The 23,063-nt window shown below is 62.1% G+C and carries 17 protein-coding genes, 2 tRNA genes and 2 rRNA genes; 9 read left to right on the top strand and 12 right to left on the bottom strand.

The window, feature by feature from the left end; translation table 11 throughout:
- Positions 1 to 6: 6 nt before the first annotated feature.
- Positions 7 to 1,515 (top strand): NCS2 family permease, encoded by a 1,509-nt coding sequence (locus JLK41_RS24415; RefSeq protein WP_210390026.1) that lies wholly within the window; start codon positions 7 to 9, stop codon positions 1,513 to 1,515.
- Between the two features lies 1 nt (position 1,516).
- Here the strand turns inward: JLK41_RS24415 and JLK41_RS24410 are convergent, their stop codons facing one another.
- Positions 1,517 to 3,157: a Na/Pi cotransporter family protein gene (locus JLK41_RS24410; protein WP_152489970.1), complete on the bottom strand. Its 1,641-nt coding sequence runs from the start codon at positions 3,155 to 3,157 to the stop codon at positions 1,517 to 1,519.
- 85 nt (positions 3,158 to 3,242) lie between these two features.
- The gene (locus JLK41_RS24405) at positions 3,243 to 4,370 is read right to left on the bottom strand and encodes a PilT/PilU family type 4a pilus ATPase (RefSeq protein WP_134678255.1); all 1,128 of its coding nucleotides are present in this window, start codon (positions 4,368 to 4,370) and stop codon (positions 3,243 to 3,245) included.
- Positions 4,371 to 4,536: 166 nt separating this feature from the next.
- Here JLK41_RS24405 and JLK41_RS24400 point away from each other — a divergent pair, with 166 nt between their 5' ends.
- Entirely contained in the window at positions 4,537 to 5,271 is a 735-nt protein-coding gene (locus tag JLK41_RS24400; protein ID WP_244230099.1) for a substrate-binding periplasmic protein, read from the top strand.
- 16 nt (positions 5,272 to 5,287) lie between these two features.
- On the opposite strand, the gene JLK41_RS24395 is transcribed toward JLK41_RS24400, so the two are convergent.
- A complete protein-coding gene (locus tag JLK41_RS24395; RefSeq protein ID WP_037054608.1) occupies positions 5,288 to 6,190 on the bottom strand; it encodes an AEC family transporter in 903 nt (300 codons plus the stop codon).
- A gap of 70 nt (positions 6,191 to 6,260) precedes the next feature.
- Here JLK41_RS24395 and JLK41_RS24390 point away from each other — a divergent pair, with 70 nt between their 5' ends.
- Entirely contained in the window at positions 6,261 to 6,662 is a 402-nt protein-coding gene (locus tag JLK41_RS24390; protein WP_210390025.1) for a GFA family protein, read from the top strand.
- Between the two features lie 9 nt (positions 6,663 to 6,671).
- Here JLK41_RS24390 and JLK41_RS24385 read toward each other — a convergent pair whose 3' ends face one another.
- The 9 genes from JLK41_RS24385 to JLK41_RS24345 all read right to left on the bottom strand — a co-directional run bounded on the left by JLK41_RS24385 (position 6,672) and on the right by JLK41_RS24345 (position 14,744).
- Positions 6,672 to 8,627 carry a DUF7844 domain-containing protein gene (locus JLK41_RS24385; protein ID WP_210390024.1) on the bottom strand — a complete coding sequence of 652 codons (1,956 nt, stop codon included), beginning with the start codon at positions 8,625 to 8,627 and terminating at the stop codon, positions 6,672 to 6,674.
- Positions 8,624 to 8,944, bottom strand: a complete 321-nt coding sequence (locus JLK41_RS24380) for a DUF2388 domain-containing protein (protein WP_210390023.1) — start codon at positions 8,942 to 8,944, stop codon at positions 8,624 to 8,626. The genes JLK41_RS24385 and JLK41_RS24380 overlap by 4 nt, the downstream gene beginning before the upstream one ends.
- A 143-nt stretch (positions 8,945 to 9,087) precedes the next feature.
- Positions 9,088 to 9,411, bottom strand: a complete 324-nt coding sequence (locus tag JLK41_RS24375) for a DUF2388 domain-containing protein (protein WP_047585185.1) — start codon at positions 9,409 to 9,411, stop codon at positions 9,088 to 9,090.
- Positions 9,412 to 9,494: 83 nt separating this feature from the next.
- Positions 9,495 to 9,698 carry a DUF1127 domain-containing protein gene (locus tag JLK41_RS24370; RefSeq protein WP_037054620.1) on the bottom strand — a complete coding sequence of 68 codons (204 nt, stop codon included), beginning with the start codon at positions 9,696 to 9,698 and terminating at the stop codon, positions 9,495 to 9,497.
- A gap of 226 nt (positions 9,699 to 9,924) precedes the next feature.
- The gene (locus JLK41_RS24365; RefSeq protein WP_037054622.1) at positions 9,925 to 10,140 is read right to left on the bottom strand and encodes a DUF1127 domain-containing protein; all 216 of its coding nucleotides are present in this window, start codon (positions 10,138 to 10,140) and stop codon (positions 9,925 to 9,927) included.
- 358 nt (positions 10,141 to 10,498) lie between these two features.
- Positions 10,499 to 11,935, bottom strand: coding sequence for an NAD(P)(+) transhydrogenase (Re/Si-specific) subunit beta (locus tag JLK41_RS24360; protein WP_037054625.1), 1,437 nt, complete (start codon positions 11,933 to 11,935; stop codon positions 10,499 to 10,501).
- Positions 11,936 to 11,937: 2 nt separating this feature from the next.
- Positions 11,938 to 12,252 (bottom strand): NAD(P) transhydrogenase subunit alpha part 2, encoded by a 315-nt coding sequence (locus tag JLK41_RS24355; RefSeq protein WP_037054628.1) that lies wholly within the window; start codon positions 12,250 to 12,252, stop codon positions 11,938 to 11,940.
- 11 nt (positions 12,253 to 12,263) lie between these two features.
- Complete coding sequence (locus JLK41_RS24350) at positions 12,264 to 13,385, bottom strand: Re/Si-specific NAD(P)(+) transhydrogenase subunit alpha (RefSeq protein ID WP_037054631.1); 1,122 nt, start codon at positions 13,383 to 13,385, stop codon at positions 12,264 to 12,266.
- Between the two features lie 462 nt (positions 13,386 to 13,847).
- On the bottom strand, positions 13,848 to 14,744 hold the full coding sequence (locus JLK41_RS24345; RefSeq protein ID WP_134678264.1) for a LysR substrate-binding domain-containing protein: 897 nt from the start codon (positions 14,742 to 14,744) through the stop codon (positions 13,848 to 13,850).
- A gap of 180 nt (positions 14,745 to 14,924) precedes the next feature.
- Here JLK41_RS24345 and JLK41_RS24340 point away from each other — a divergent pair, with 180 nt between their 5' ends.
- The 6 genes from JLK41_RS24340 to JLK41_RS24315 all read left to right on the top strand — a co-directional run bounded on the left by JLK41_RS24340 (position 14,925) and on the right by JLK41_RS24315 (position 22,925).
- Positions 14,925 to 16,103 (top strand): acyl-CoA dehydrogenase, encoded by a 1,179-nt coding sequence (locus tag JLK41_RS24340; protein WP_037054635.1) that lies wholly within the window; start codon positions 14,925 to 14,927, stop codon positions 16,101 to 16,103.
- Positions 16,104 to 16,160: 57 nt separating this feature from the next.
- Entirely contained in the window at positions 16,161 to 17,384 is a 1,224-nt protein-coding gene (locus tag JLK41_RS24335) for a CaiB/BaiF CoA transferase family protein (RefSeq protein ID WP_047585174.1), read from the top strand.
- A gap of 606 nt (positions 17,385 to 17,990) precedes the next feature.
- Positions 17,991 to 19,527 (top strand): 16S ribosomal RNA (locus JLK41_RS24330).
- An 88-nt stretch (positions 19,528 to 19,615) separates the two neighbouring features.
- Positions 19,616 to 19,692, top strand: a tRNA-Ile gene (locus tag JLK41_RS24325).
- 20 nt (positions 19,693 to 19,712) lie between these two features.
- Positions 19,713 to 19,788, top strand: a tRNA-Ala gene (locus tag JLK41_RS24320).
- Positions 19,789 to 20,032: 244 nt separating this feature from the next.
- Positions 20,033 to 22,925, top strand: a 23S ribosomal RNA gene (locus JLK41_RS24315).
- Together the 16S and 23S rRNA genes with 2 tRNA genes alongside form the textbook arrangement of a ribosomal RNA operon.
- Positions 22,926 to 23,063: the final 138 nt, after the last annotated feature.

Genomic DNA, 23,063 nt, shown 5'->3' with positions numbered 1-23,063 from the left:
CCCGTCATGTCGACGCCGCGCGTGCATTACCCCTGGTACAAGAAGGAGGACACCGACGCCTTCTTCGCGCTGTTCCAGAACAACATCGCCAACTTCGTGATCATCGCCATCAGCATGCTGGGCATGGGCTTTCCCGCCGAGATCGTGTTTGGCCAGGTGTTGCCGGGGGCGGCCGTGGCGGTGATGGCGGGCAATTTCTACTACGCCTGGAGCGCGGCGCGGCTGGCGCGCAAGGAAAACCGCGCGGATGTCACCGCGCTGTCCTACGGCATCAGCACGCCGGTGATGTTCGTCTTTCTGTTCGGCGTGCTGCTGCCGGCGAAGAACCTCACCGGCGATGCCGAGCTGGCCTGGAAGGTGGCCGTGGCCGCCTGCTTCATCAGCGGCGCCATCGAGGCGGCGATCAGCCTGATCGGCAACTGGGTCCAGCGTTCCTTGCCGCGCGCCGCCATGCTCGGCGCCGTGGCCGGTGTCGCGCTGACGTTCATCGCCGGTGAAATGCTGTTCAAGACCCTGGAAATCCCCATGATCGGCCTGCTGGTGCTGGCCATCATGATCGTCGGCCTGGTGGCGCGGGTGAGCATGCCGTTCCGTCTGCCTGCCTCGCTGTTCGCCATCATCGTCGGCACGGCGCTGGCCTACCTGGTCGGCGCGGCGGACAGCGGCAAGTTCGCCGATGCCTTCACCCACCTGGGCTTCTACCCGCTGTTGCCCAACCTGGCCTGGTACGAAGGCCTGGGGCTGCTGTTCACCAGCCTGCTGGCGCTGATCACGGTGATCCTGCCGATCACCCTGTACAACGCCATCGAAACCATGAACAACGTCGAGGCCATGAGCGCTGCGGGTGATACCTACAGCGTGCGCGAATGCCAGGCGGTGGATGGCGTCGGCACGCTGCTGGGCGCGCTGTTTGGCGGTGTGTTCCCGACCACCGTGTACATCGCCACCGTCGGCTCGAAATGGATGGGCGCCGGGCGAGGCTACAGCCTGCTCAATGGCGCGGTGTACGGTCTGGCGAGCATGTTCGGCCTGATCGCCTTCATCGCTGCGCTGATTCCGGTCTCGGTGGTGGCGCCGATCCTGGTGTTCGTCGGCATGTCGATGATCGCCACGGCGTTCCACAGCAACCAGGCGCGCTACTACCCGGCGGTGGCGCTGGCGATGCTGCCGTATTTCGCCAACTACCTGATGACCCGCTTCAACCGCGGCGCGCCCGAGGTGGTCGAGGGCATTTCCAGTGCCATCGGCGCGCTGGGGCAGGGCGCCATGTTCAGCGCCATCCTGCTCGGCGCCATGTGCGTCACGGTGATCGACCGGCAGTTCCGCCAGGCCACCGTTTTCGCCCTGGTGGCCGCCGGCATGGCCTTCGTCGGCCTGATGCATGCGCCGAAGCTGGCCTGGTACGCCGCACCGGACTTCGTCCACGGCTACCTGCTGATGGCGCTGTTCTTCGCCTGGTACGCCTGGCGCGGGGTGGCACCGTCAGCCCCGGCGCAGGCGCCCGGCGCGGACTGAGTCACTCGCCACCATCGGCCTGCAGGGCACCGGTGTCCCGGCTTTCCAGCACCACGTAGGCGCTGGCGCAGAACAGCGAGTTGAGCCGCTTCATGTCGGCGATCAGCTCCAGGTGCAGCGAACTGGTCTCGATGCTTTGCACCACCTGCCGTTGCAGCCGGCCGATGTGCGCGTGCGCCAGGCGCCGTTCCTGCGCGCGGAAACGGCGCTTCTCGCGCAGCAGCTGGCTGGCGCTGGCCTGGTCGGCACTGAGAAAGACGTTCAGGCCGAGGCGCAGGTTGGCCCTCAGCTGGGTGTGCAGGTGGGTCAGCTCCTCCAGGCCCTTCTCGGAGAACGCCCGGCGTTGCGCGGTCTTCTCGCTCTGGATCTTGCCCAGCATGCGCTCGATCAGGTCGCCGGCCTGCTCCAGGTTCACCGCCAGTTCGAGGATCTCGGCCCAGCGCTGACTGTCGTGGTCGCTGAGTGCCTCGCGGGGGACCTGCGCGAGATACAGCTTGATCGCCCGGCACAGGCTGGCGACGTCGTCATTGAGGCTGCGCAGTTCCTTGGTCAGCGCCGGCTGGTTGTGTTCCAGCACCGGCCCCAGGTGGCCGAGCATGCTCTCGACCAGGTCGCCGGCGCGCAGGGTTTCACGCACCGCATTGGCCAGTGCCAGGCTCGGCGTGGCCAGCGCCGTCGGGTCGAGATGGCGCGGGCGGGCGACGCCGCTGTCGTCGTGGCGGTCCGGCAGCAGCCAGTTGCAGAAGCGCGCCATGAGCCCGACGCTGGGCAGCATGAGCAGGGCGCGCAGGCTGTTGTAGAGCAGGTGGAGGAAGATCACCAGCTCGGCTGGCCGCCAGTTCAGGCTGTCCAGCCAGTTGGCCAGTGGCTGCAGCACCGGCAGGACCAGCAGCAGGCCGATCAGCTTGTAGATCAGGCTGCCCAGCGCCACGCGACGTCCGGCCGGGTTCTGCAGGCTGCTGGTGAGAAACGCCAGCAGGCCGCTGCCGATGTTGGCGCCGATGACCAGGCCGATGGCCACTGGCAGGCTGATCATGCCGGCGCCGGCCAGGGTCGCGGTGAGCAGCACGGCGGCCAGGCTGGAATAGGTCAGCAGGGCGAACAGGGCGCCGACCAGGGCGTCGAGCAGCAGGTCGCCGGTCAGCGAGGCGAACAGCACACGGATGCCACGCGCCTCGGTAATCGGCGTGGCGGCGGCGACAATCAGCTCCAGTGCCAGCAGCATCAGGCCGAGGCCGATGGCTACCCGGCCGAGCTGGCCGGCCCGCGTCTGCCGGCGCGAGAGGAAGAAAATCACCCCGATGAAGATCAGCAGAGGGCTCAGCCAGCTCAGGTCGAGCGTCAGCACGCGCGCCATCAGTGCGGTACCGACATCGGCGCCGAGCATGATCGCCAGGCCGGGTGCCAGGGCCATCAGCCCCTGGGCGACGAAGGACGTGACCAGCAAGGCGGTGGCGTTGCTGCTCTGTACCAGCGCGGTGACGCCGATACCGGCGACGAAGGCCAGCGGTCGTCGGCTGACGTTGTGGCTGAGTACCTTGCGCAACTGCGAGCCGAACACGCGCAGGATGCCGGTACGTACGATGTGTGTGCCCCAGACCAGCAAGGCAATGGCTGACAGCAAATGCAGCAGGGTCAGCATGAATCGGCCCCCCTGAAAGACGGCCGATGAGGAATTATGCTTTCGGCCTGTATTGAGCATCGGCCGAAATCGTTCAGAAAGCCAGTCAGCCGTCGCGCAGCACCTTGAGTTCGGCGTCGTCGGCGGAGAAGCCGCGTTCGAGTTTGAACTTGAGACTGAGGTCGGTGCGCGAGTCGGCGAACTTCAGGGCATCGGCCAGGTTGATGCGCCCGGCTTCGAGCAGGGCGAACAGGTGCTGGTCGAAGGTCTGCAGGCCCTGTTCCGCCGCACGTGCGATGGCTTCGCGCAACTCGTCCAGCTGATCGCGCTGGATCAGGTCGCGGATGTAGGGCGTGCCGAGCATCAGCTCCACCGCTACCACGCGCTTCTGGGCGATGCCGGGGACCAGGCGCTGGCCCACCACGGCGAGGAGGTTGTGCGCCACGTCGGCCAGTACCTGCTTGCGCGCCTCGTCGGGGAAGAAGCGGGCGATCCGCTCGATCGCATGGCTGCTGCTGGTGGCATGCAGGGTGGCGACGCACAGGTGGCCGGTCTCGGCGTAGTGGAGCGCGTGCTGCATGGTCGCGGCATCACGGATTTCGCCGAGCATGATCACGTCCGGCGCCTCGCGCAGCACGTTGCGCAGGGCGTCGTCGAAACTGTGGGTATCGAGGCCGACTTCGCGCTGATCGATGATCGAGCGCTGGTGGCTGTGGAGGAACTCGATGGGGTCTTCGATGCAGACGATATGGCCGCTCTTGTGGCGATTGCGGAAGTCCAGCATCGCTGCCAGAGTGGTGGACTTGCCGGAGCCTGCCGCGCCGGTGACCAGGATCAGCCCGCGATCCTGCATGGCCAGCTTTTCCAGCAGCCTGGGCAGACCGAGCTGCTCGACGCCCGGAATCCGGCTCTTGATCAGACGCACCACCATGGCCACCTCGCCACGCTGGTAATAGACATTGACCCGGTAGCGCCCGGCACCCTGCAGGCTGACCGCGAGATTCATCTCCAGGTCGCGCTCGAACTCGGCGATCTGCTTCTGGGTCATCAGCTGGTAGGCCAGCTGCTGCACCTCGCCGGCCTTGAGCACGTGCTGGCCGGCCGGCTGGCTGTGCCCCTCGACTTTCATGTGCGGCGGCGCACCGACGCTGAAGAACAGGTCCGAGCCCGCATGCTGGTGCATCAGCTGCAGATAGGGAAAGACGTCGGGTTGCTCGGCGCTGGTGTCGTTCATCGGCGGGTCGCAGTTCGTGGCGTTGCAGCAAGGATAGTCGGCGTTCGCACACGCCCATTGCTTTGTATCAAGAGAGCGGGATGATTGGTCGCCTTATAGCTGGATCGCCGTCCGGCCACACTGCGGCACGGCCTGGTGCTTGAACGTCGGATACGGGAGGAAGGTGGTGGGATTCTGGAGGGCTGCCCTGCTGGGGCTGCTGCTGTGCACATCGCTACGTGCCGAGGTTCTCCACCTGGTCACGGGGGATGAGTACGCGCCATTCACGGGCAAGGCGTTGCCGGGGCAGGGCATGCTCACCCAGGTGGTGCAGGCCGCGCTGGCCGAGCAGGGGCTGGCCATGACGCTCGATTGGCAGCCCTGGAACCGTGGCTATCTCAATGCCTCGCGCGGCGAATACGACGCCACCTTTCCCTACGTGCACTCCACCCAGCGCGAGCAGGATTTTCTCTACTCGGCCCCTCTGTACAAGGCCGAACAGCACCTGTTCAGTCGCGTCGGCGACTCGCTCGAACTCGACGACCTGTCGCGCCACAAGGGACTTCGTCTCTGCTATCCGCTGGGCTGGCAGCCGCCCGTCGCGATCCAGCGCCTGATCGACCAGGGCGCGCTCAGGCGCCATTCACCGCTCGGCCTCAAGGAATGTGCACGGCTGTTGCTGCTGCAGCGCGACGACCTCTTCATCGCCGACCGCAATCTGGGGGAAAGCGCCCTCAGCTCGACCGGTGTCGGTGCGGAGCGGTTTCACCGCTCGCATGCACTGGGCAGCAACACCCTGCATTTCATCGTGCCTCGACGCCATCCGCGGGCGGCGGAGCTGATCGAGCGCTTCGACCACGGCCTCGACGCGCTCAAGGCGAGTGGTGAGTACCAGCGCATCGTCGACCGTTACGTGGAATAGGTGGTCGTGGCGGATTTCACAGCAGCGTCATGACCAGCAGCAGGCTGCCCGCTGCCAGCAGGGTCTGCAGGGTGATGATTCCGGCCATCAGCTGGCTGTCGCCGCCCAGCTGGCGGGTCAGTACGTAGGCCGTGGGGGCGGTGGGCAAGGCGAAGAACAGCACCAGCACGGCACTCTCCATGGCCGGCAGCGCCAGTGCCCAGGCCACGCACCAGGCCAGGACGGGCATGACCAGCAGGCGCAGCGCGCTGTTCCAGCCCAACGCGGGCACCTCGGCGCCCAGTTGCTCGGGCTTCAGTGCCGCGCCGACGCAGAGCAGGCCCAGCGGCAGGCTGGCCGCGGCCAGCAGGCTGAGCAGGCGATCGGTGCCGCCAGGCAGTCCGATGCCCGTGAGGTTGAACAGGGCTCCCCCGACACAGGCGAGAATCAGCGGATTCTTGGCGATGGGCAGCAGCAGACTGCGGGCGCTGACACCGCGTTCGGCGGTCAGCGACCAGACCGACAGCACGTTCACCGTCGGCACCATCAGGGCCAGCATCAGCGCGGCCAGGGTCAGGCCTTGCTGGCCGAACAGGCTGCCCACCGCTGCCAGTCCCAGGTAGGTATTGAAGCGCAGGATGCCCTGGCTGAAGGCGCCGAAGCGCCCGGCCGGCCAGCCACGCAGGCGGCGTACCAGCAGCAGGGCGATCCAGGCGATGCCCAGGGCCAGCAGCACGGCGAGAGCCAGGCGCGGCAGGGCGGGGTTGTTCAGGGGCGCCCGGGCCAGGCTGGAGAACAGCAGCGCGGGGAACAGGATGAAGTAGTTGAGGCGTTCGGCACCGGGCCAGAAGGCCTCGCTGGGGAACTCACGCAGGCGCAGCCAGTAGCCGGCGACTATCATGGCGAACAGCGGCCACAAGGCCAGCAGCAGGTCTATCACGGTAACCCCCGACGGTGGTGAGGGCCTATCTTGGTCAGCGGCGCATGGCAATGCAAGACGGAGTGAAGAGATGAGCGAGCAGCATGAAGGTGGCTGCCAGTGCGGTGCCCTGCGTTACCGGATCGAGGCGCCGCTGTCGGACAGTGCGCATTGTCACTGCGCCATCTGCCGGCGTAGCAGCGGCGGCATTCTCACCACCTGGGTCACGGTGCCCAGGACGAGCTTCCAGTGGTTGCAGGGGCAGCCGCGCACCTTCGCTTCATCGGCCAGTTGCTCGCGCTACTTCTGCGCCGACTGCGGTGCGCACCTGGCGCTGTTCACCACGCTCAGCCCGCATACGCTGGACGTGACAGTCGCCACCCTCGATGCGCCGGAACTAGCGCCGGCCAATCGACACATCTGGGTAGGCAGCCGTCTGTCATGGCTCAGCGTCGATCCGCAGCTGCCGGAGGAAGATGGGGAGCTGCTGTAGCGGGGGGCATCAGGGCAGCTCCAGGCCTCCGCTGGCCTTGTGCAGCGCGCGCAGGTGCTCACCGAGGGCGAGGAGGTTGGCCTCGTTGGCTTCCAGCTCGAGCAGACGCCCGGGCTCCAGCAGCTTGCGCACCTCGCCGTCGAGTTCGTCGCTGAGTTGGCGCAGCTGCTGCTGCCGCTCACGGCTGCGGTCTTCCAGCCCCTGCCACTCGCTGTGCTGTGGCAGGCCATAACCACCGTCGAGCAATTCTGCGGGGCGGCTGAGGAAGCCGCTGTTGGCGAGTATCTGTTCCAGCGCGCTGCCGGCCTTGTTCAGGTTGGGGGCGCCTGCGGCACGCCCGCTCAGGTAGCGCTGCTTGAGTTCGTCCTGGGCCAGCAGCAACTGGCGGCGCAAGGCGGCTTGTTCGAGCAGCAGCAGGGCGGCGCTGGCACGCAGATCGGCTTGGCTGAACCACTGGCGGCGATCCTCTGCGGGTTGTTCCAGCCAGGCTTCGACGCTGCCCTGCGGGATCGGCAGGCGCTGGCGCAACACGCCGAACATCGCCTGGTAGCGCTCGCGGAAGGAGTCGAAGCGGTAGCCCAGGCGCAGCGCTTCGCGCGGGTCGTCCAGCACCGAGGTGTCGGCCAGGCCGCGGGCGTCCATCAGTTGCAGCAGGCCGTTGGGCAGGATGCTGTCGAGCGCCTGCAACTGCGGGTTGCCGGTACCGCTGCGCAGCAGCTTGAGGGTTTCCACCGCGCAGTTGTTGGAGATGAAGTAGTAGTCGCCGTCATAGCTCCAGTGCTGCTCCACGGCACGGGTCACCAGTTGCTCGAGCTGGTCGCGTGACAGGCGCAGTGGCACCGAGGCCAGGCTGCGCAGCTCGACCTTGGTGTACTCGTCGATCACCTGCTCCAGTGGCAGGACGAACAGGCGCGATGGGTAGACGCCGGTCAGGCCATCCCAGCTGGAGAGCTGCAGGTCGCCGACGAAGGCGCGATAGGACAGCACCAGGTGCTGGTCCAGATCCAGCCGGCAATCCGGGCCACGCGGCCTGCCCGGTGCGCAGACCACCAGGCGCAACATGCTGTGGCCCCAGCGGCTCATCCAGGCATCGTTGGCTTCGGCGAGCAGGTAGTCGACCTCGTACACGCGCTCCAGGTCCAGGCGCCCCAGCGGCTGGCGGGCGAAGTCGCGCCCGGCGTTGAGGTAGGGGTAATCGCTGGCGCAGCTCGCGCTCGGCGGTGCCCAGTCGAAGTGCTCGCGCCAGTAGCGAGCCAGTGACGGGCGGCGACAGGCGTAACTCGGATCGAGCAGGAAGTATTCGAGGTTGACCGCAACGAACTCCAGTGCGTTGCGCAGTTCGTAGTCGTCCGGGCTGCGCGCCACCTGGCCGTTGTCCGGGTCGCGTGCGCCGCGCCTGCCGACCCGTTGCGCCCAGCCGGCCAGGTCGAGCAGACGTGGGTCGTCGCTGAGGGTGAAGCGGCGCTCGGTCTGGCCACGGCACTCGTCCGCCAGCCCGACCAGGCCGGTCGACCTGGCGCGCTGCCGGCACTGGTTGATCCGCTGGCGCTCGGCGGTGGGCCAGAGCCGGGCGCGATCGTAGAGGTGGGTCAGCTCGTGCAGCAGGGTGGCCAGCAGCTCCTGGCGCTGGGTGCCGTGGGCGCGACCGGTGCGATTGCGTGCCGCCGAGCCGTCCACCAGCCTTGGCAGCAGCGCGGCATTGAGCTCGATGCCGCTGAAGCGCCCGACCTGACCGTAGACGTCGGCCGGCATCTCGGCACGCCAGCTGACAGCGACCACGCGATCCAGCCGCGCGATGAAACTTGGCGGTAACGCCGCCATGGCCTCGTCCAGCAGTGTCTGGCTGGCCTGGCGCTCGGCCGCAGCGAGTGCGTCGTCGTCCAGCAGCAGGCGCAGCTGTGCCTGGGCGAGGCCCGTGGCGAGCGTCAGCAGAACGCCGCAGCACCAGGCGGCGAGGCGAGTCACAGGGCGAGGATGGCTTCGGCGAGTTGCAGGTCGCTGGCTTGTCGGGCCTCTGGCAACTGCTGGCGGATGGTCTGCAGGGCGGCTTCCAGTTGCGCGCCGCGGATTTCGCCGGCACTGGCAACGAAGCTGGCCGCGTCGTCACGGGCCTGTACCACGGCCTTCATGTCGCGCAGCGAGGTGGTGGTATCGGAGGTGAAGTTGATGCTGCGATCCAGCGCGCGCACGATGATGTTGCTGGTGGCGACCAGGGTCTGTGCCTGGGCGAGGCCGCTGCACAGGGCGCAAGCGGTAAGGGCGATGACGAGTGAACGACGCATGATGAGTAGCTCCGAGAACTGCAGAACGGACGATTTGACGTGGGCAAGCCTGCGCGGTTCCCCGTGCGCGGTCGCTCGGGGAAGTGTACGGGGCGCGGCGAAGCCGGTCAGCAGTGAGTCGACCGGCAGGGGCGTGGAGCCTTCTACAGGCTGAGAATGGCTTGTGCCAGGGTCAGGTCATCGGCCTGCGCCAGCTCGCTGGCATGGCTGCGAATCTGCAGCAGGGCGGCCTCCAGCCTGGCGCTGCGGATGGCGCCGTCGCTGGCGACGAAGCTGGCGGCGTCCTCGCGAGCGGCGCGTATCTGCTTCATGTCGCGCAGGGAGCTGGTCGCATCCGAGAGGCCTTCGGCCGTGCCGGCCAGGGCGCCCCCGAGGGTATCCGTGGTGGCGACCAGGCTACTGGCGCTGGCACTGCCGACGAGCAGCATCGTCAGCAGGGCAGCGCTGAAGGATTTGTTGAGAGGCATCTGGGGTCACTCCGAGGTTACGGGACAAGGTGCTGCCCGCGTCCGCAGCTTAGCCCAGAAGGCCTGTGCACTCCATTGCTGGCCTAGCGCCAGAAGGGCTTGGCCAGTTCCTGCTCGCGCTGGGCCGGGCTGATGCCCGCGTCGGCCAGCTGCTGTGCATTCAACTGGGCCAGCTGGCGGCGCGTGCGCAGGTTGCGCTGCCAATGGCGCAGCAGCGCGTAGAGGCGCAGGGAGTCCAGGGCATGGGGATGTGCGTGCTGCGAGAGCGGGGAGTGCGTGCGGTCCATGGCGTGCTCCTGTCCAGAGACAAGGTGTGGCAGTCCATGATCTCGCCAATGGCTGTCGAGGAGCAGATACAAACGGGGGGGAATTGTGCAGGGGCAGTGTCTGTTACCTGGCAACTGTACTGCTCGTCAGGGCGACGACTGTTCCAGATAAAACGAAAGCCCCACCGCAGCAGAGACGGTGGAGCTCTCAGAAGATCCCAATTCTGGGATGGAGCAAAGCGGTCAATCAGCGCCAGAACGGCTTCTGCAGTTCGACGAAACGCTGATTTTCGGTGATGCCGGCGTCAGCGAGCAGGCGGGCATCCAGTCGAGCCAGTTGACGACGGCTGACGATGCGGCGCTGCCACAGGCTGAGGGTGGCGATCAGGCGCAGGGGCCAGGCAGACTTGTCACTGGCAACGCTGTGAGTTTGGAGCAGGGCGGAACTGAGGGTACGTTCCATGGTGGTCATCCTTCCGCTTGTGGCGGGTCTGGTGTTTGCTTTCGATGGGGAAATTATCCCGAGCGCGAGCGTGGTCCAGTAGTCACAGCTGGATGAAATTGTTGTGCTATTAGATAGGTTGCTTTGTAACTGTTCGGTCAGGAAATGAATGAACTGTACTGGCCATAAGTTAAAAAACTGGGTGCAACCCATTTATACGAGATTTTTAGCTGGGTGCAACCCGTTCGTCATGGTCTTTCGAGCAGTACAGTTGCAAATTGACTTGCCGTAGCGCTTGACCTGAAATTCAGCTTTTTTACCGGTTCCAGAAACGGAAAACCCGGCGCGAGGCCGGGTTTCCTGTCTGACTGGTCAGGGCTTATTCCACGGCCTTGACCATGTCCTCGATGACCTTCTTGGCATCGCCGAAGACCATCATGGTCTTGTCCATGTAGAACAGTTCGTTGTCCAGGCCGGCGTAGCCGCTGGCCATCGAGCGCTTGTTGACGATCACGGTCTTGGCCTTGTAGGCCTCGAGGATCGGCATGCCGGCGATCGGCGACTTCGGATCGTTCTTCGCCGCCGGGTTGACCACGTCGTTGGCGCCGAGCACCAGCACCACGTCGGTCTGGCCGAACTCGGAGTTGATGTCCTCCATTTCGAACACCTGCTCGTACGGCACTTCGGCCTCGGCCAGCAGGACGTTCATGTGGCCCGGCATGCGGCCGGCAACCGGGTGGATCGCGTACTTCACGGTCACGCCACGGTGGGTCAGCTTCTCCGCCAGTTCCATCAGCGCGTGCTGGGCACGGGCAACCGCCAGGCCATAGCCGGGGACGATCACCACGGTGTCGGCGTTGGTCAGCAGGAAGGCGGCGTCGTCGCTCGAACCCGACTTCACGCTGCGCTGCTCCTGGCTGCCGCCTGCCGCACCGGCATCTGCGTCGGCACCGAAGCCGCCGAGGATGACGTTGAAGAACGAACGGTTCATCGCCTTGCACATGATGTACGAGAGGATGGCGCCCGAGGAGCCGACCAGCGAGCCGGCGACGATCAGCATCGAGTTGTTCAGCGAGAAGCCGATACCGGCAGCCGCCCAGCCCGAGTAGGAGTTGAGCATCGACACCACCACCGGCATGTCGGCGCCACCGATCGGGATGATGATCAGCACGCCGATGACGAAGGCCAGCGCCACTAGCACTGCGAATGCGGTGATGTTGCCGGTGAAGGTGAAGTACAGGCCCAGGGCGAGGATCGCCAGGCCGACCGCGAGGTTGACCAGGTGCTGGCCCTTGAATACCACCGGGGCGCCCTGGAACAGACGGAACTTGTACTTGCCCGACAGCTTGCCGAAGGCGATCACCGAACCGGAGAAGGTGATGGCACCGATGGCCGCGCCGAGGAACAGCTCCAGGCGGTTGCCGGACGGGATCGCATCGCCCAGGGCGGCGACGATACCCAGCGACTGCGGTTCGACCACGGCGGCGATGGCGATGAACACGGCGGCCAGGCCGATCATGCTGTGCATGAAGGCGACCAGCTCCGGCATCTTGGTCATTTCCACGCGCTTGGCCATGACGGTGCCGACGCTACCGCCGACCAGCAGGCCGACGACCACGAAGCCGATACCCTGCACGGCCAGATCGGCGCCGAGCTTGTAGATCAGGCCGACGGTGGTGGCCACCGCGATGCCCATGCCGATCATGCCGAACAGGTTGCCGCGCCGCGACGTGGTCGGGTGCGACAGGCCCTTGAGCGCCTGGATGAAGCACACCGAGGCGACGAGGTAGAGAACAGTGATCAGGTTCATGCTCATGGTCAGTGTTTCTCCACAGGTGCTTTCGGCGCTTTCTTCTTGAACATTTCCAGCATGCGTCGGGTGACCAGGAAGCCGCCGAAGACGTTGACGGCGGCCAGGGCCACGGCCAGGGTGCCCATGGCCTTGCCCAGCGGCGTGACGGTCAGTGCGGCCGCCAGCATGGCGCCGACGATGACGATCGCCGAGATGGCATTGGTGACCGCCATCAGCGGGGTGTGCAGGGCCGGGGTGACGTTCCAGACCACGTGGTAGCCGACATAGATAGCCAGCACGAAGATGATCAGGTTGTAGATGCCGTCGGAAATCAGATCCATGTCCCTACTCCTTAGCCGTTCTTGCGCACGACTTCACCGTCCTTGCACATCAGGCAGGCGGCGACGATGTCGTCTTCGAGGTTGAGCTGGAACTGGCCTTCCTGGTCGATCACGAGCTTGAGGAAGTCCAGCAGGTTGCGTGCATACAGCGCCGAGGCATCCGCCGGCACCAGCGCGGCCAGGTTGGTGTGGCCGACGAAGGTGACGCCGTGCTTGACCACGACCTGGTCGGCCTCGGTCAGCGGGCAGTTGCCGCCTTGAGCGGCCGCCAGGTCGATGACCACGGAGCCCGGCTTCATCTCGGCCACCGTGCTTTCGTGCAGAAGCGTCGGCGCCTTGCGGCCCGGAATCAGCGCGGTGGTGATGACGATGTCGGCCTGCTTGGCGCGCTCGTGCACGGCCTTGGCCTGACGTTCCATCCAGGATTGCGGCATCGGCCGGGCATAGCCGCCCACGCCTTGCGCGCACTCGCGCTCCTCGTCGGTCTCGAAGGGGACGTCGACGAACTTGGCGCCGAGCGACTCGATCTGCTCTTTCACTGCCGGACGCACATCCGATGCCTCGATCACGGCACCCAGGCGCTTGGCGGTGGCGATGGCCTGCAGGCCGGCGACACCTGCACCGAGGATCAGCACGCGGGCCGCCTTAACGGTACCGGCGGCGGTCATCAGCATGGGCATGAAGCGCGGGTAGTGGTTGGCCGCCAGCATCACCGCCTTGTAGCCGGCGATGTTGGCCTGGGACGACAGCACGTCCAGGCTCTGTGCGCGGGAGGTACGCGGCGCGGCCTCCAGGGCGAAGGCGGTAATGCCGCGGGCATTCATGCGCGCAATGGTCTCATTGCAGAACGGGTTGAGCATGCCAACCAGCACGGCGCCGGACTTCATGTGAGTCAGTTCGGCGTCGGTGGGTGCGACCACCTTGAGCACCAGGTCGGCGCCGAAGGCGGCCGAATCGTTGCCAATGGTTGCGCCAGCGGCCTCATACGCGCTGTCCGGAATGCTGGCGCTGACGCCGGCACCGGCTTGCACGGTCACCTGATGACCTTGGCCGACCAGCTTCTTGATGGTCTCGGGGGTCGCGGCAACCCGCGTCTCCCCTGCATGGGTTTCGAGAGGAACACCAATGTGCACTTCTAATCTCCTGCGTGATCTTTTTTGTGAACCGGTGCACTGCGCTGGCGCGCCGGCGATTGGGGATCAGCACATAACCCGATAGTGAATGGCGGGCGCGGCGATTGTGCAGTCGAACGCAAACCCTTACAAGAAGTTATGGAGTAAAAAAAATGCATTACTACAAGTAATGGGTCTATGAGGGATTTTTATACTGCGCGCAGCCCGCGTGGCGCCCGGTCGGCAGCAGGTTTCATGCAGGTTTGGCGGCCATGCCGGTATTCATGAGCGGAATGACCGTTGGTCGAATCGGCTGGGGTGTGAAAAGTAATGAGCGAGGCGTTCAAAATCAAGCAACACCCCGGAGGCAGGGGCTTTTGTGAATGAATCGGGCAGAATGCCGTGTAGTGTGACCGATAGCGCCCTACGTGTTCAATCCGGCTTCTGTTTCGTTGCGCGTGGTCGAAAAAAGTCGATGCAGGGCTACTCGGCTCGGTAGGCGCGTGCCTCGCCTTGCAGCCAGTCGCGGAAGGCCTTGAGCGCCGCCGACTCGGCCTTGCGCTCCGGTACCATCAGGTAGTACGCGCGGTCGTTGTCCGGCACGGCCGCGTCCATGGCGATCACCAGACTGCCTTCTTCGAGTTCCCGCTGGATCAGGAAGGGGGGAATCAGGGCGACGCCCATTTCATGGCGGGCCGCCTGGGCCAGCATGGAAAACAACTCCAGGCGAGGTCCGGTCATGTCGCGGGCGACGCTCATGCCCTGCGCCGCGAACCACTGGCGCCAGGCATAGGGGCGGGTGGTCTGCTGCAGCAGTGGCAGGGTGGCGATACGCTGCGCATCGATCTCGCCCTGTTCCAGCAGCGCCGGGCTGCACACCGGCAGCAGGTGCTCGGGCATCAGGAAGTGTGCCTCGGTGCCTGACCATTCGGCATCGCCATAGTAAATGGCGGCATCGAAGTGGGTGTCGGCGAACAGGAAGGGGCGAGTGCGGTTGGTCAGGTGCACCGTGACCTCGGGGTGCAGCCGCTGGAAGGCGCGCAGGCGTGGCAACAGCCACTGGGTGCCGAATGTCGGCACCACCGCCAGCTCGATGCTGGTGGTGCCCTGGTTGCCCATCAGCGCCAGGGTGTCACGTTCCACGGCATCGAGCTGGGCGGCCACCTTGCGGCTGTAGGCGATGCCGGCCTCGGTCAGCACCACGCCTCGGCGCGAGCGGCGGAACAGTTCGACGTTGAGGAAGCTTTCCAGCCCGCCGATCTGCCGGCAGATGGCGCTCTGCGTCAGGTTCAACTCATCGGCCGCCTTGGTGAAACTCTGGTGACGTGCTGCGGACTCGAAGGCGACCAGGGCGGCGGTACTGGGGATCTTGCGGCGCATTTATGCGAAAGCCTCACACGGAAGTGGCGTTAGTTGCTGGTTAAGCTATCTCGAAGTGAGGAAAAAGCACAGATCTGTGCGAATTCTGCGTTTGTCCTGCCTGCCAGGTCGTCCTAGGATCATCCTTATACGGGGTCGGTTGCGCCGGCCGCTCACTTCATCGTTTCGAGGTTTCTCGCAATGGCCAAGGCAAGCTTCAACTGGATCGACCCGCTGCTGCTCGATCAGCAACTGACCGAAGAAGAGCGCATGGTGCGCGACAGCGCCCAACAATTCGCCGATGACAAGCTGGCTCCTCGTGTGCTGGAGGCCTTCCGTCATGAGCAGACCGACCCGAAGATCTTCCGCGAGATGGGTGAGACCGGGCTGCTCGGCGCGACCATTCCCGAGGCCTACGGTGGCAGTGGCCTGAACTATGTCTGCTACGGGTTGATCGCCCGGGAAGTGGAGCGCATCGACTCGGGCTATCGCTCGATGATGAGCGTGCAATCCTCCCTGGTGATGGTGCCGATCAACGAGTTCGGCAATGAAGCGACCAAGCAGAAGTACCTGCCCAAGCTGGCCAGCGGCGAATACATCGGTTGCTTCGGCCTGACCGAGCCGAACCACGGTTCCGATCCGGGTTCGATGGTCACGCGTGCGAAGAAGGTCGAGGGCGGTTACCGCCTGAGCGGCAGCAAGATGTGGATCACCAACAGCCCGATTGCCGACGTCTTCGTGGTCTGGGCCAAGGACGATGCCGGCGAGATTCGTGGCTTCGTGCTGGAGAAGGGTTGGGAGGGGCTTTCCGCTCCGGCGATTCACGGCAAGGTCGGGCTGCGCGCCTCGATCACCGGCGAGATCGTGATGGACAACGTGTTCTGTCCCGAAGAGAACGCCTTCCCGGACGTGCGTGGCCTGCGTGGCCCGTTCACCTGCCTGAACTCTGCGCGTTACGGCATCAGCTGGGGTGCTCTGGGCGCCGCCGAGTTCTGCTGGCACACCGCGCGGCAGTACGTGCTGGATCGCAACCAGTTTGGCCGTCCACTGGCGGCCAACCAGCTGATCCAGAAGAAGCTGGCGGACATGCAGACCGAAATCACCCTGGCCCTGCAAGGCTGCCTGCGCTTGGGAAGGATGAAGGACGAAGGCACCGCCGCGGTGGAAATCACCTCGATCATGAAGCGCAACAGCTGCGGGAAGGCGCTCGACATCGCGCGCCTGGCCCGTGACATGCTGGGCGGCAACGGCATCAGCGACGAGTTCGGCATCGCCCGTCATCTGGTCAACCTCGAGGTGGTCAACACCTATGAAGGCACGCATGACGTGCACGCGCTGATTCTCGGTCGTGCGCAAACCGGCATCCAGGCGTTCTTCTAAAGGCTCGCGCCTCTCACTGATCCATGGCGCGCTTGGCGCGCCATGCGGAGGATCTCCATGTCCGGTGCTCTTTCCCATATTCGCGTGCTCGACCTGTCCCGGGTACTTGCCGGGCCCTGGTGCGGGCAGATCCTGGGTGACCTCGGGGCCGAGGTGATCAAGGTCGAAAAACCGGGGGCGGGGGACGACACCCGGCATTGGGGGCCTCCCTATATAAAGGATGCCGAGGGTAACGACTCGCGCGAGGCCGCCTATTTCCAGAGCGCGAATCGCAACAAGCAGTCCCTGACCCTGGATTTCACCCAGCCGGAGGGCCAGCGCCTGGTTCGCGAGCTGGTGGCGCAGTGCGATGTCCTGCTGGAGAACTTCAAGGTGGGCGGCCTGGCGGCCTATGGCCTGGATTACGCGTCGCTCAAGGCGATCAATCCGAAGCTGATCTACTGCTCCATCACCGGTTTCGGTCAGACCGGGCCTTACGCCAAGCGTGCAGGCTACGACTTCATGATCCAGGGGCTTGGCGGGCTGATGAGCCTGACGGGGCGCCCTGAGGGTGAGGAAGGGGCGGGGCCGATGAAGGTCGGCGTGGCGCTCACCGATATCCTCACCGGGCTGTATGCGACGGTGGGCGTATTGGCGGCGCTCAATCAGCGCGAGCAGTCCGGTATCGGTCAGCACATCGACGTGGCGCTGCTCGACGTGCAGGTGGCCTGTCTGGCGAACCAGGCCATGAACTACCTGACGACGGGCGTATCCCCCAAGCGCCTGGGTAATGCCCATCCCAATATCGTCCCTTACCAGGACTTCCCCAGCGCCGATGGCAACTTCATCCTGGCCGTGGGCAACGACGGGCAGTTCCGCAAGTTCTGCGAGGTAGCGGGTATCGCCGGTCTTGCCGATGATCCGCGCTATGCCACCAACAAGGCACGGGTGGCCAACCGGGCCGAGCTGATCCCGCAGCTGCGCCAGGCCACCGTGTTCAAGACCACGGCGCAATGGATTGCTCTGCTGGAAGCGGCGGGTGTGCCCTGTGGGCCGATCAACGATCTGCAGCAGGTGTTCGCCGATCCGCAGGTCCAGTCGCGTGGGTTGAGCTTCGACCTGCCCAATGCGCTTGGCGGTCGTACGCCTCAGGTCGCCAGTCCCCTGCGCCTGTCGGACACGCCAGTGGCCTACCATTCGGCGCCGCCACTGCTCGGGCAGCACACCGATGCGCTGTTGCAGAGGGTGCTGGGCATGAGCGAAGGGCAGATCGCTGCACTGCGTGAGGCGGGGGTGATCTGAGTTTCGCGCTCTCTATATAGAAGAGGCGCAGGCCGTTGGAACAGTCTGCGCAACTTTTTGCATATCAGGGCTTTACAGCGCGTTCTGGTGCTGTAGAATGCGCGCCACTTCAGCGATGAAGCTCTTCGAAAACTTCTTGTTAATCAATAAGTTAAGTTTAAAAGAGGGGTTGCAAAGCTGGATCGGGCGTGTAGAATGCGCGCCGGTCGACGGGGTGGTGGTTGAGCCCTGTTGGTGATTCGGTCAAGTGGGTCGAAAGCGGTAGAAAAGAGGTGGTTGACAGCGGTTTTGAACGCTGTAGAATGCGCCTCCCGCTGGAGAGAAGAAGCTCTGATCGAAAGCGCAAGTGGTTGAGTAGAAAGAAAAAATTCTTCGAAAAACAGCTTGACAGAAACAAAGGCTGCTGTATAATGCGCGGCCTCGGTTGAGGCGAAAGACTTAACCAACTGTTCTTTAACAACTGAATCAAGCAATTCGTGTGGGTGCTTGTGAGGTAAGACTGGTAGTCAACTGATTATCAGCATCACAAGTAACACTCGTGAATTCGAGAGTTTATTTGCGATTGCTGAGCCAAGTTTAGGGTTTTATCAAAACCCAAGCAGTATTGAACTGAAGAGTTTGATCATGGCTCAGATTGAACGCTGGCGGCAGGCCTAACACATGCAAGTCGAGCGGATGAAGGGAGCTTGCTCCTGGATTCAGCGGCGGACGGGTGAGTAATGCCTAGGAATCTGCCTGGTAGTGGGGGATAACGTTCCGAAAGGAACGCTAATACCGCGTACGTCCTACGGGAGAAAGCAGGGGACCTTCGGGCCTTGCGCTATCAGATGAGCCTAGGTCGGATTAGCTAGTTGGTGAGGTAATGGCTCACCAAGGCGACGATCCGTAACTGGTCTGAGAGGATGATCAGTCACACTGGAACTGAGACACGGTCCAGACTCCTACGGGAGGCAGCAGTGGGGAATATTGGACAATGGGCGAAAGCCTGATCCAGCCATGCCGCGTGTGTGAAGAAGGTCTTCGGATTGTAAAGCACTTTAAGTTGGGAGGAAGGGCTGTAGGCTAATATCCTGCGGTTTTGACGTTACCAACAGAATAAGCACCGGCTAACTTCGTGCCAGCAGCCGCGGTAATACGAAGGGTGCAAGCGTTAATCGGAATTACTGGGCGTAAAGCGCGCGTAGGTGGTTCGTTAAGTTGGATGTGAAAGCCCCGGGCTCAACCTGGGAACTGCATCCAAAACTGGCGAGCTAGAGTACGGTAGAGGGTAGTGGAATTTCCTGTGTAGCGGTGAAATGCGTAGATATAGGAAGGAACACCAGTGGCGAAGGCGACTACCTGGACTGATACTGACACTGAGGTGCGAAAGCGTGGGGAGCAAACAGGATTAGATACCCTGGTAGTCCACGCCGTAAACGATGTCAACTAGCCGTTGGAATCCTTGAGATTTTAGTGGCGCAGCTAACGCATTAAGTTGACCGCCTGGGGAGTACGGCCGCAAGGTTAAAACTCAAATGAATTGACGGGGGCCCGCACAAGCGGTGGAGCATGTGGTTTAATTCGAAGCAACGCGAAGAACCTTACCTGGCCTTGACATGCTGAGAACTTTCCAGAGATGGATTGGTGCCTTCGGGAACTCAGACACAGGTGCTGCATGGCTGTCGTCAGCTCGTGTCGTGAGATGTTGGGTTAAGTCCCGTAACGAGCGCAACCCTTGTCCTTAGTTACCAGCACGTTATGGTGGGCACTCTAAGGAGACTGCCGGTGACAAACCGGAGGAAGGTGGGGATGACGTCAAGTCATCATGGCCCTTACGGCCAGGGCTACACACGTGCTACAATGGTCGGTACAAAGGGTTGCCAAGCCGCGAGGTGGAGCTAATCCCATAAAACCGATCGTAGTCCGGATCGCAGTCTGCAACTCGACTGCGTGAAGTCGGAATCGCTAGTAATCGTGAATCAGAATGTCACGGTGAATACGTTCCCGGGCCTTGTACACACCGCCCGTCACACCATGGGAGTGGGTTGCTCCAGAAGTAGCTAGTCTAACCTTCGGGGGGACGGTTACCACGGAGTGATTCATGACTGGGGTGAAGTCGTAACAAGGTAGCCGTAGGGGAACCTGCGGCTGGATCACCTCCTTAATCGAAGACTTCAGCTTTCTCATAAGCTCCCACACGAATTGCTTGATTCACTGTAGAAGACGATGCTGTAACGCGGCGACCCTGTGATAGGTCTGTAGCTCAGTTGGTTAGAGCGCACCCCTGATAAGGGTGAGGTCGGCAGTTCAAATCTGCCCAGACCTACCAATTCAGGTGCAGATGCTTACGGGGCCATAGCTCAGCTGGGAGAGCGCCTGCTTTGCACGCAGGAGGTCAGCGGTTCGATCCCGCTTGGCTCCACCATTACAGCATGATCGTAGAGAGTTCAGAAATGAGCGCTTCAGGTGATGACCTGTTGAGTGCTGATTTCTGGTCTTTTGACCGGTACAAATCGTTCTTTAAAAATTTGGATATGTGATAGAAGTGACTAACGATGTGTTTCACTGCACATTGTTAATCAAGGCAAAATTTGTAGTTCTCAAGACGCAAATTTTCGGCGATGTCGTCTTCACGATTGAGACAGTAACCAGATTGCTTGGGGTTATATGGTCAAGTGAAGAAGCGCATACGGTGGATGCCTTGGCAGTCAGAGGCGATGAAAGACGTGGTAGCCTGCGAAAAGCTTTGGGGAGTCGGCAAACAGACTGTGATCCAGAGATCTCTGAATGGGGGAACCCACCCGGCATAAGCCGGGTATCTTGTACTGAATCCATAGGTGCAAGAGGCGAACCAGGGGAACTGAAACATCTAAGTACCCTGAGGAAAAGAAATCAACCGAGATTCCCTAAGTAGTGGCGAGCGAACGGGGACTAGCCCTTAAGTTGATTTGAGTGTAGTGGAAGGCTCTGGAAAGTGCCGCCGTAGTGGGTGATAGCCCCGTACACGAAACGCTCTTATCAATGAAATCGAGTAGGACGGGGCACGAGAAACCTTGTCTGAACATGGGGGGACCATCCTCCAAGGCTAAATACTACTGACTGACCGATAGTGAACCAGTACCGTGAGGGAAAGGCGAAAAGAACCCCGGAGAGGGGAGTGAAATAGAACCTGAAACCGTATGCGTACAAGCAGTGGGAGCCTACTTTGTTGGGTGACTGCGTACCTTTTGTATAATGGGTCAGCGACTTATATTCAGTGGCGAGCTTAACCGAATAGGGGAGGCGTAGCGAAAGCGAGTCTTAATAGGGCGCTTTAGTCGCTGGGTATAGACCCGAAACCGGGCGATCTATCCATGGGCAGGTTGAAGGTTAGGTAACACTGACTGGAGGACCGAACCGACTACCGTTGAAAAGTTAGCGGATGACCTGTGGATCGGAGTGAAAGGCTAATCAAGCTCGGAGATAGCTGGTTCTCCTCGAAAGCTATTTAGGTAGCGCCTCGTGTATCACTGCTGGGGGTAGAGCACTGTTTCGGCTAGGGGGTCATCCCGACTTACCAAACCGATGCAAACTCCGAATACCAGCAAGTGTCAGCACGGGAGACACACGGCGGGTGCTAACGTCCGTCGTGAAAAGGGAAACAACCCAGACCGTCAGCTAAGGTCCCAAAGTTATGGTTAAGTGGGAAACGATGTGGGAAGGCTTAGACAGCTAGGAGGTTGGCTTAGAAGCAGCCATCCTTTAAAGAAAGCGTAATAGCTCACTAGTCGAGTCGGCCTGCGCGGAAGATGTAACGGGGCTCAAACCATACACCGAAGCTACGGGTTCATCCTTTGGATGAGCGGTAGAGGAGCGTTCTGTAAGCCTGTGAAGGTGAGTTGAGAAGCTTGCTGGAGGTATCAGAAGTGCGAATGCTGACATGAGTAACGACAATGCGAGTGAAAAACTCGCACGCCGAAAGACCAAGGTTTCCTGCGCAACGTTAATCGACGCAGGGTTAGTCGGCCCCTAAGGCGAGGCAGAAATGCGTAGTCGATGGGAAACGGGTTAATATTCCCGTACTTCTAGTTACTGCGATGGAGGGACGGAGAAGGCTAGGCCAGCACGGCGTTGGTTGTCCGTGTTTAAGGTTGTAGGCTGGTTTCTTAGGTAAATCCGGGAGATCAAGGCCGAGAACTGATGACGAGCGTTCTTTTAGAATGCGAAGTGGTTGATGCCATGCTTCCAGGAAAAGCTTCTAAGCTTCAGGTAACTAGGAACCGTACCCCAAACCGACACAGGTGGTTAGGTAGAGAATACCAAGGCGCTTGAGAGAACTCGGGTGAAGGAACTAGGCAAAATGGCACCGTAACTTCGGGAGAAGGTGCGCCGGTGAGGGTGAAGTATTTACTACGTAAGCCCATGCCGGTCGAAGATACCAGGCCGCTGCGACTGTTTATTAAAAACACAGCACTCTGCAAACACGAAAGTGGACGTATAGGGTGTGACGCCTGCCCGGTGCCGGAAGGTTAATTGATGGGGTTAGCGCAAGCGAAGCTCTTGATCGAAGCCCCGGTAAACGGCGGCCGTAACTATAACGGTCCTAAGGTAGCGAAATTCCTTGTCGGGTAAGTTCCGACCTGCACGAATGGCGTAACGATGGCGGCGCTGTCTCCACCCGAGACTCAGTGAAATTGAAATCGCTGTGAAGATGCAGTGTATCCGCGGCTAGACGGAAAGACCCCGTGAACCTTTACTATAGCTTTGCACTGGACTTTGAGCTTGCTTGTGTAGGATAGGTGGGAGGCTTTGAAGTGGGGACGCCAGTTCTCATGGAGCCATCCTTGAAATACCACCCTGGCAACCTTGAGGTTCTAACTCTGGTCCGTTATCCGGATCGAGGACAGTGTATGGTGGGTAGTTTGACTGGGGCGGTCTCCTCCCAAAGAGTAACGGAGGAGTACGAAGGTGCGCTCAGACCGGTCGGAAATCGGTCGTAGAGTATAAAGGCAAAAGCGCGCTTGACTGCGAGACAGACACGTCGAGCAGGTACGAAAGTAGGTCTTAGTGATCCGGTGGTTCTGTATGGAAGGGCCATCGCTCAACGGATAAAAGGTACTCCGGGGATAACAGGCTGATACCGCCCAAGAGTTCATATCGACGGCGGTGTTTGGCACCTCGATGTCGGCTCATCACATCCTGGGGCTGAAGCCGGTCCCAAGGGTATGGCTGTTCGCCATTTAAAGTGGTACGCGAGCTGGGTTTAGAACGTCGTGAGACAGTTCGGTCCCTATCTGCCGTGGACGTTTGAGATTTGAGAGGGGCTGACCTTAGTACGAGAGGACCGGGTTGGACGAACCTCTGGTGTTCCGGTTGTCACGCCAGTGGCATTGCCGGGTAGCTATGTTCGGAAAAGATAACCGCTGAAAGCATCTAAGCGGGAAACTTGCCTCAAGATGAGATCTCACTGGGAACTTGATTCCCCTAAAGGGCCGTCGAAGACTACGACGTTGATAGGCAGGGTGTGTAAGCGCTGTGAGGCGTTGAGCTAACCTGTACTAATTGCCCGTGAGGCTTGACCATATAACACCCAAACAATCTGCTCTGACAGCAGAGGGTGTCGATGGTGAAGTCGACAGAAAGCCGAAAATTTGCGAGAGCTACAAGCCTCTATCACGTATCCAAGGGATCGCGCCTTACCGCGAGATCCCAACCGAATTG

The organism is Ectopseudomonas khazarica, from assembly GCF_017915135.1.
GTDB classification, from domain to species: Bacteria; Pseudomonadota; Gammaproteobacteria; order Pseudomonadales; family Pseudomonadaceae; genus Aquipseudomonas; species Aquipseudomonas khazarica.
The sequence above is the reverse complement of the archived record's forward strand: the minus strand, read 5'-3'. Positions and strand labels throughout refer to the sequence as shown.

Bases quoted from the DNA above. Each gene is read 5' to 3' on its own strand.
- JLK41_RS24375 (WP_047585185.1), bottom strand. From the start codon at position 9,411: ATGCCTCTCAACAAATCCTTCAGCGCTGCCCTGCTGACGATGCTGCTC.
- JLK41_RS24365 (WP_037054622.1), bottom strand. From the start codon at position 10,140: ATGGAACGTACCCTCAGTTCCGCCCTGCTCCAAACTCACAGCGTTGCC.
- JLK41_RS24355 (WP_037054628.1), bottom strand. From the start codon at position 12,252: ATGGATCTGATTTCCGACGGCATCTACAACCTGATCATCTTCGTGCTG.
- JLK41_RS24405 (WP_134678255.1), bottom strand. From the start codon at position 4,370: ATGAACGACACCAGCGCCGAGCAACCCGACGTCTTTCCCTATCTGCAG.
- JLK41_RS24335 (WP_047585174.1), top strand. From the start codon at position 16,161: ATGTCCGGTGCTCTTTCCCATATTCGCGTGCTCGACCTGTCCCGGGTA.
- JLK41_RS24370 (WP_037054620.1), bottom strand. From the start codon at position 9,698: ATGGACCGCACGCACTCCCCGCTCTCGCAGCACGCACATCCCCATGCC.
- JLK41_RS24380 (WP_210390023.1), bottom strand. From the start codon at position 8,944: ATGCGTCGTTCACTCGTCATCGCCCTTACCGCTTGCGCCCTGTGCAGC.
- JLK41_RS24340 (WP_037054635.1), top strand. From the start codon at position 14,925: ATGGCCAAGGCAAGCTTCAACTGGATCGACCCGCTGCTGCTCGATCAG.
- JLK41_RS24390 (WP_210390025.1), top strand. From the start codon at position 6,261: ATGAGCGAGCAGCATGAAGGTGGCTGCCAGTGCGGTGCCCTGCGTTAC.
- JLK41_RS24360 (WP_037054625.1), bottom strand. From the start codon at position 11,935: ATGAGCATGAACCTGATCACTGTTCTCTACCTCGTCGCCTCGGTGTGC.
- JLK41_RS24410 (WP_152489970.1), bottom strand. From the start codon at position 3,157: ATGCTGACCCTGCTGCATTTGCTGTCAGCCATTGCCTTGCTGGTCTGG.
- JLK41_RS24345 (WP_134678264.1), bottom strand. From the start codon at position 14,744: ATGCGCCGCAAGATCCCCAGTACCGCCGCCCTGGTCGCCTTCGAGTCC.
- JLK41_RS24415 (WP_210390026.1), top strand. From the start codon at position 7: ATGTCGACGCCGCGCGTGCATTACCCCTGGTACAAGAAGGAGGACACC.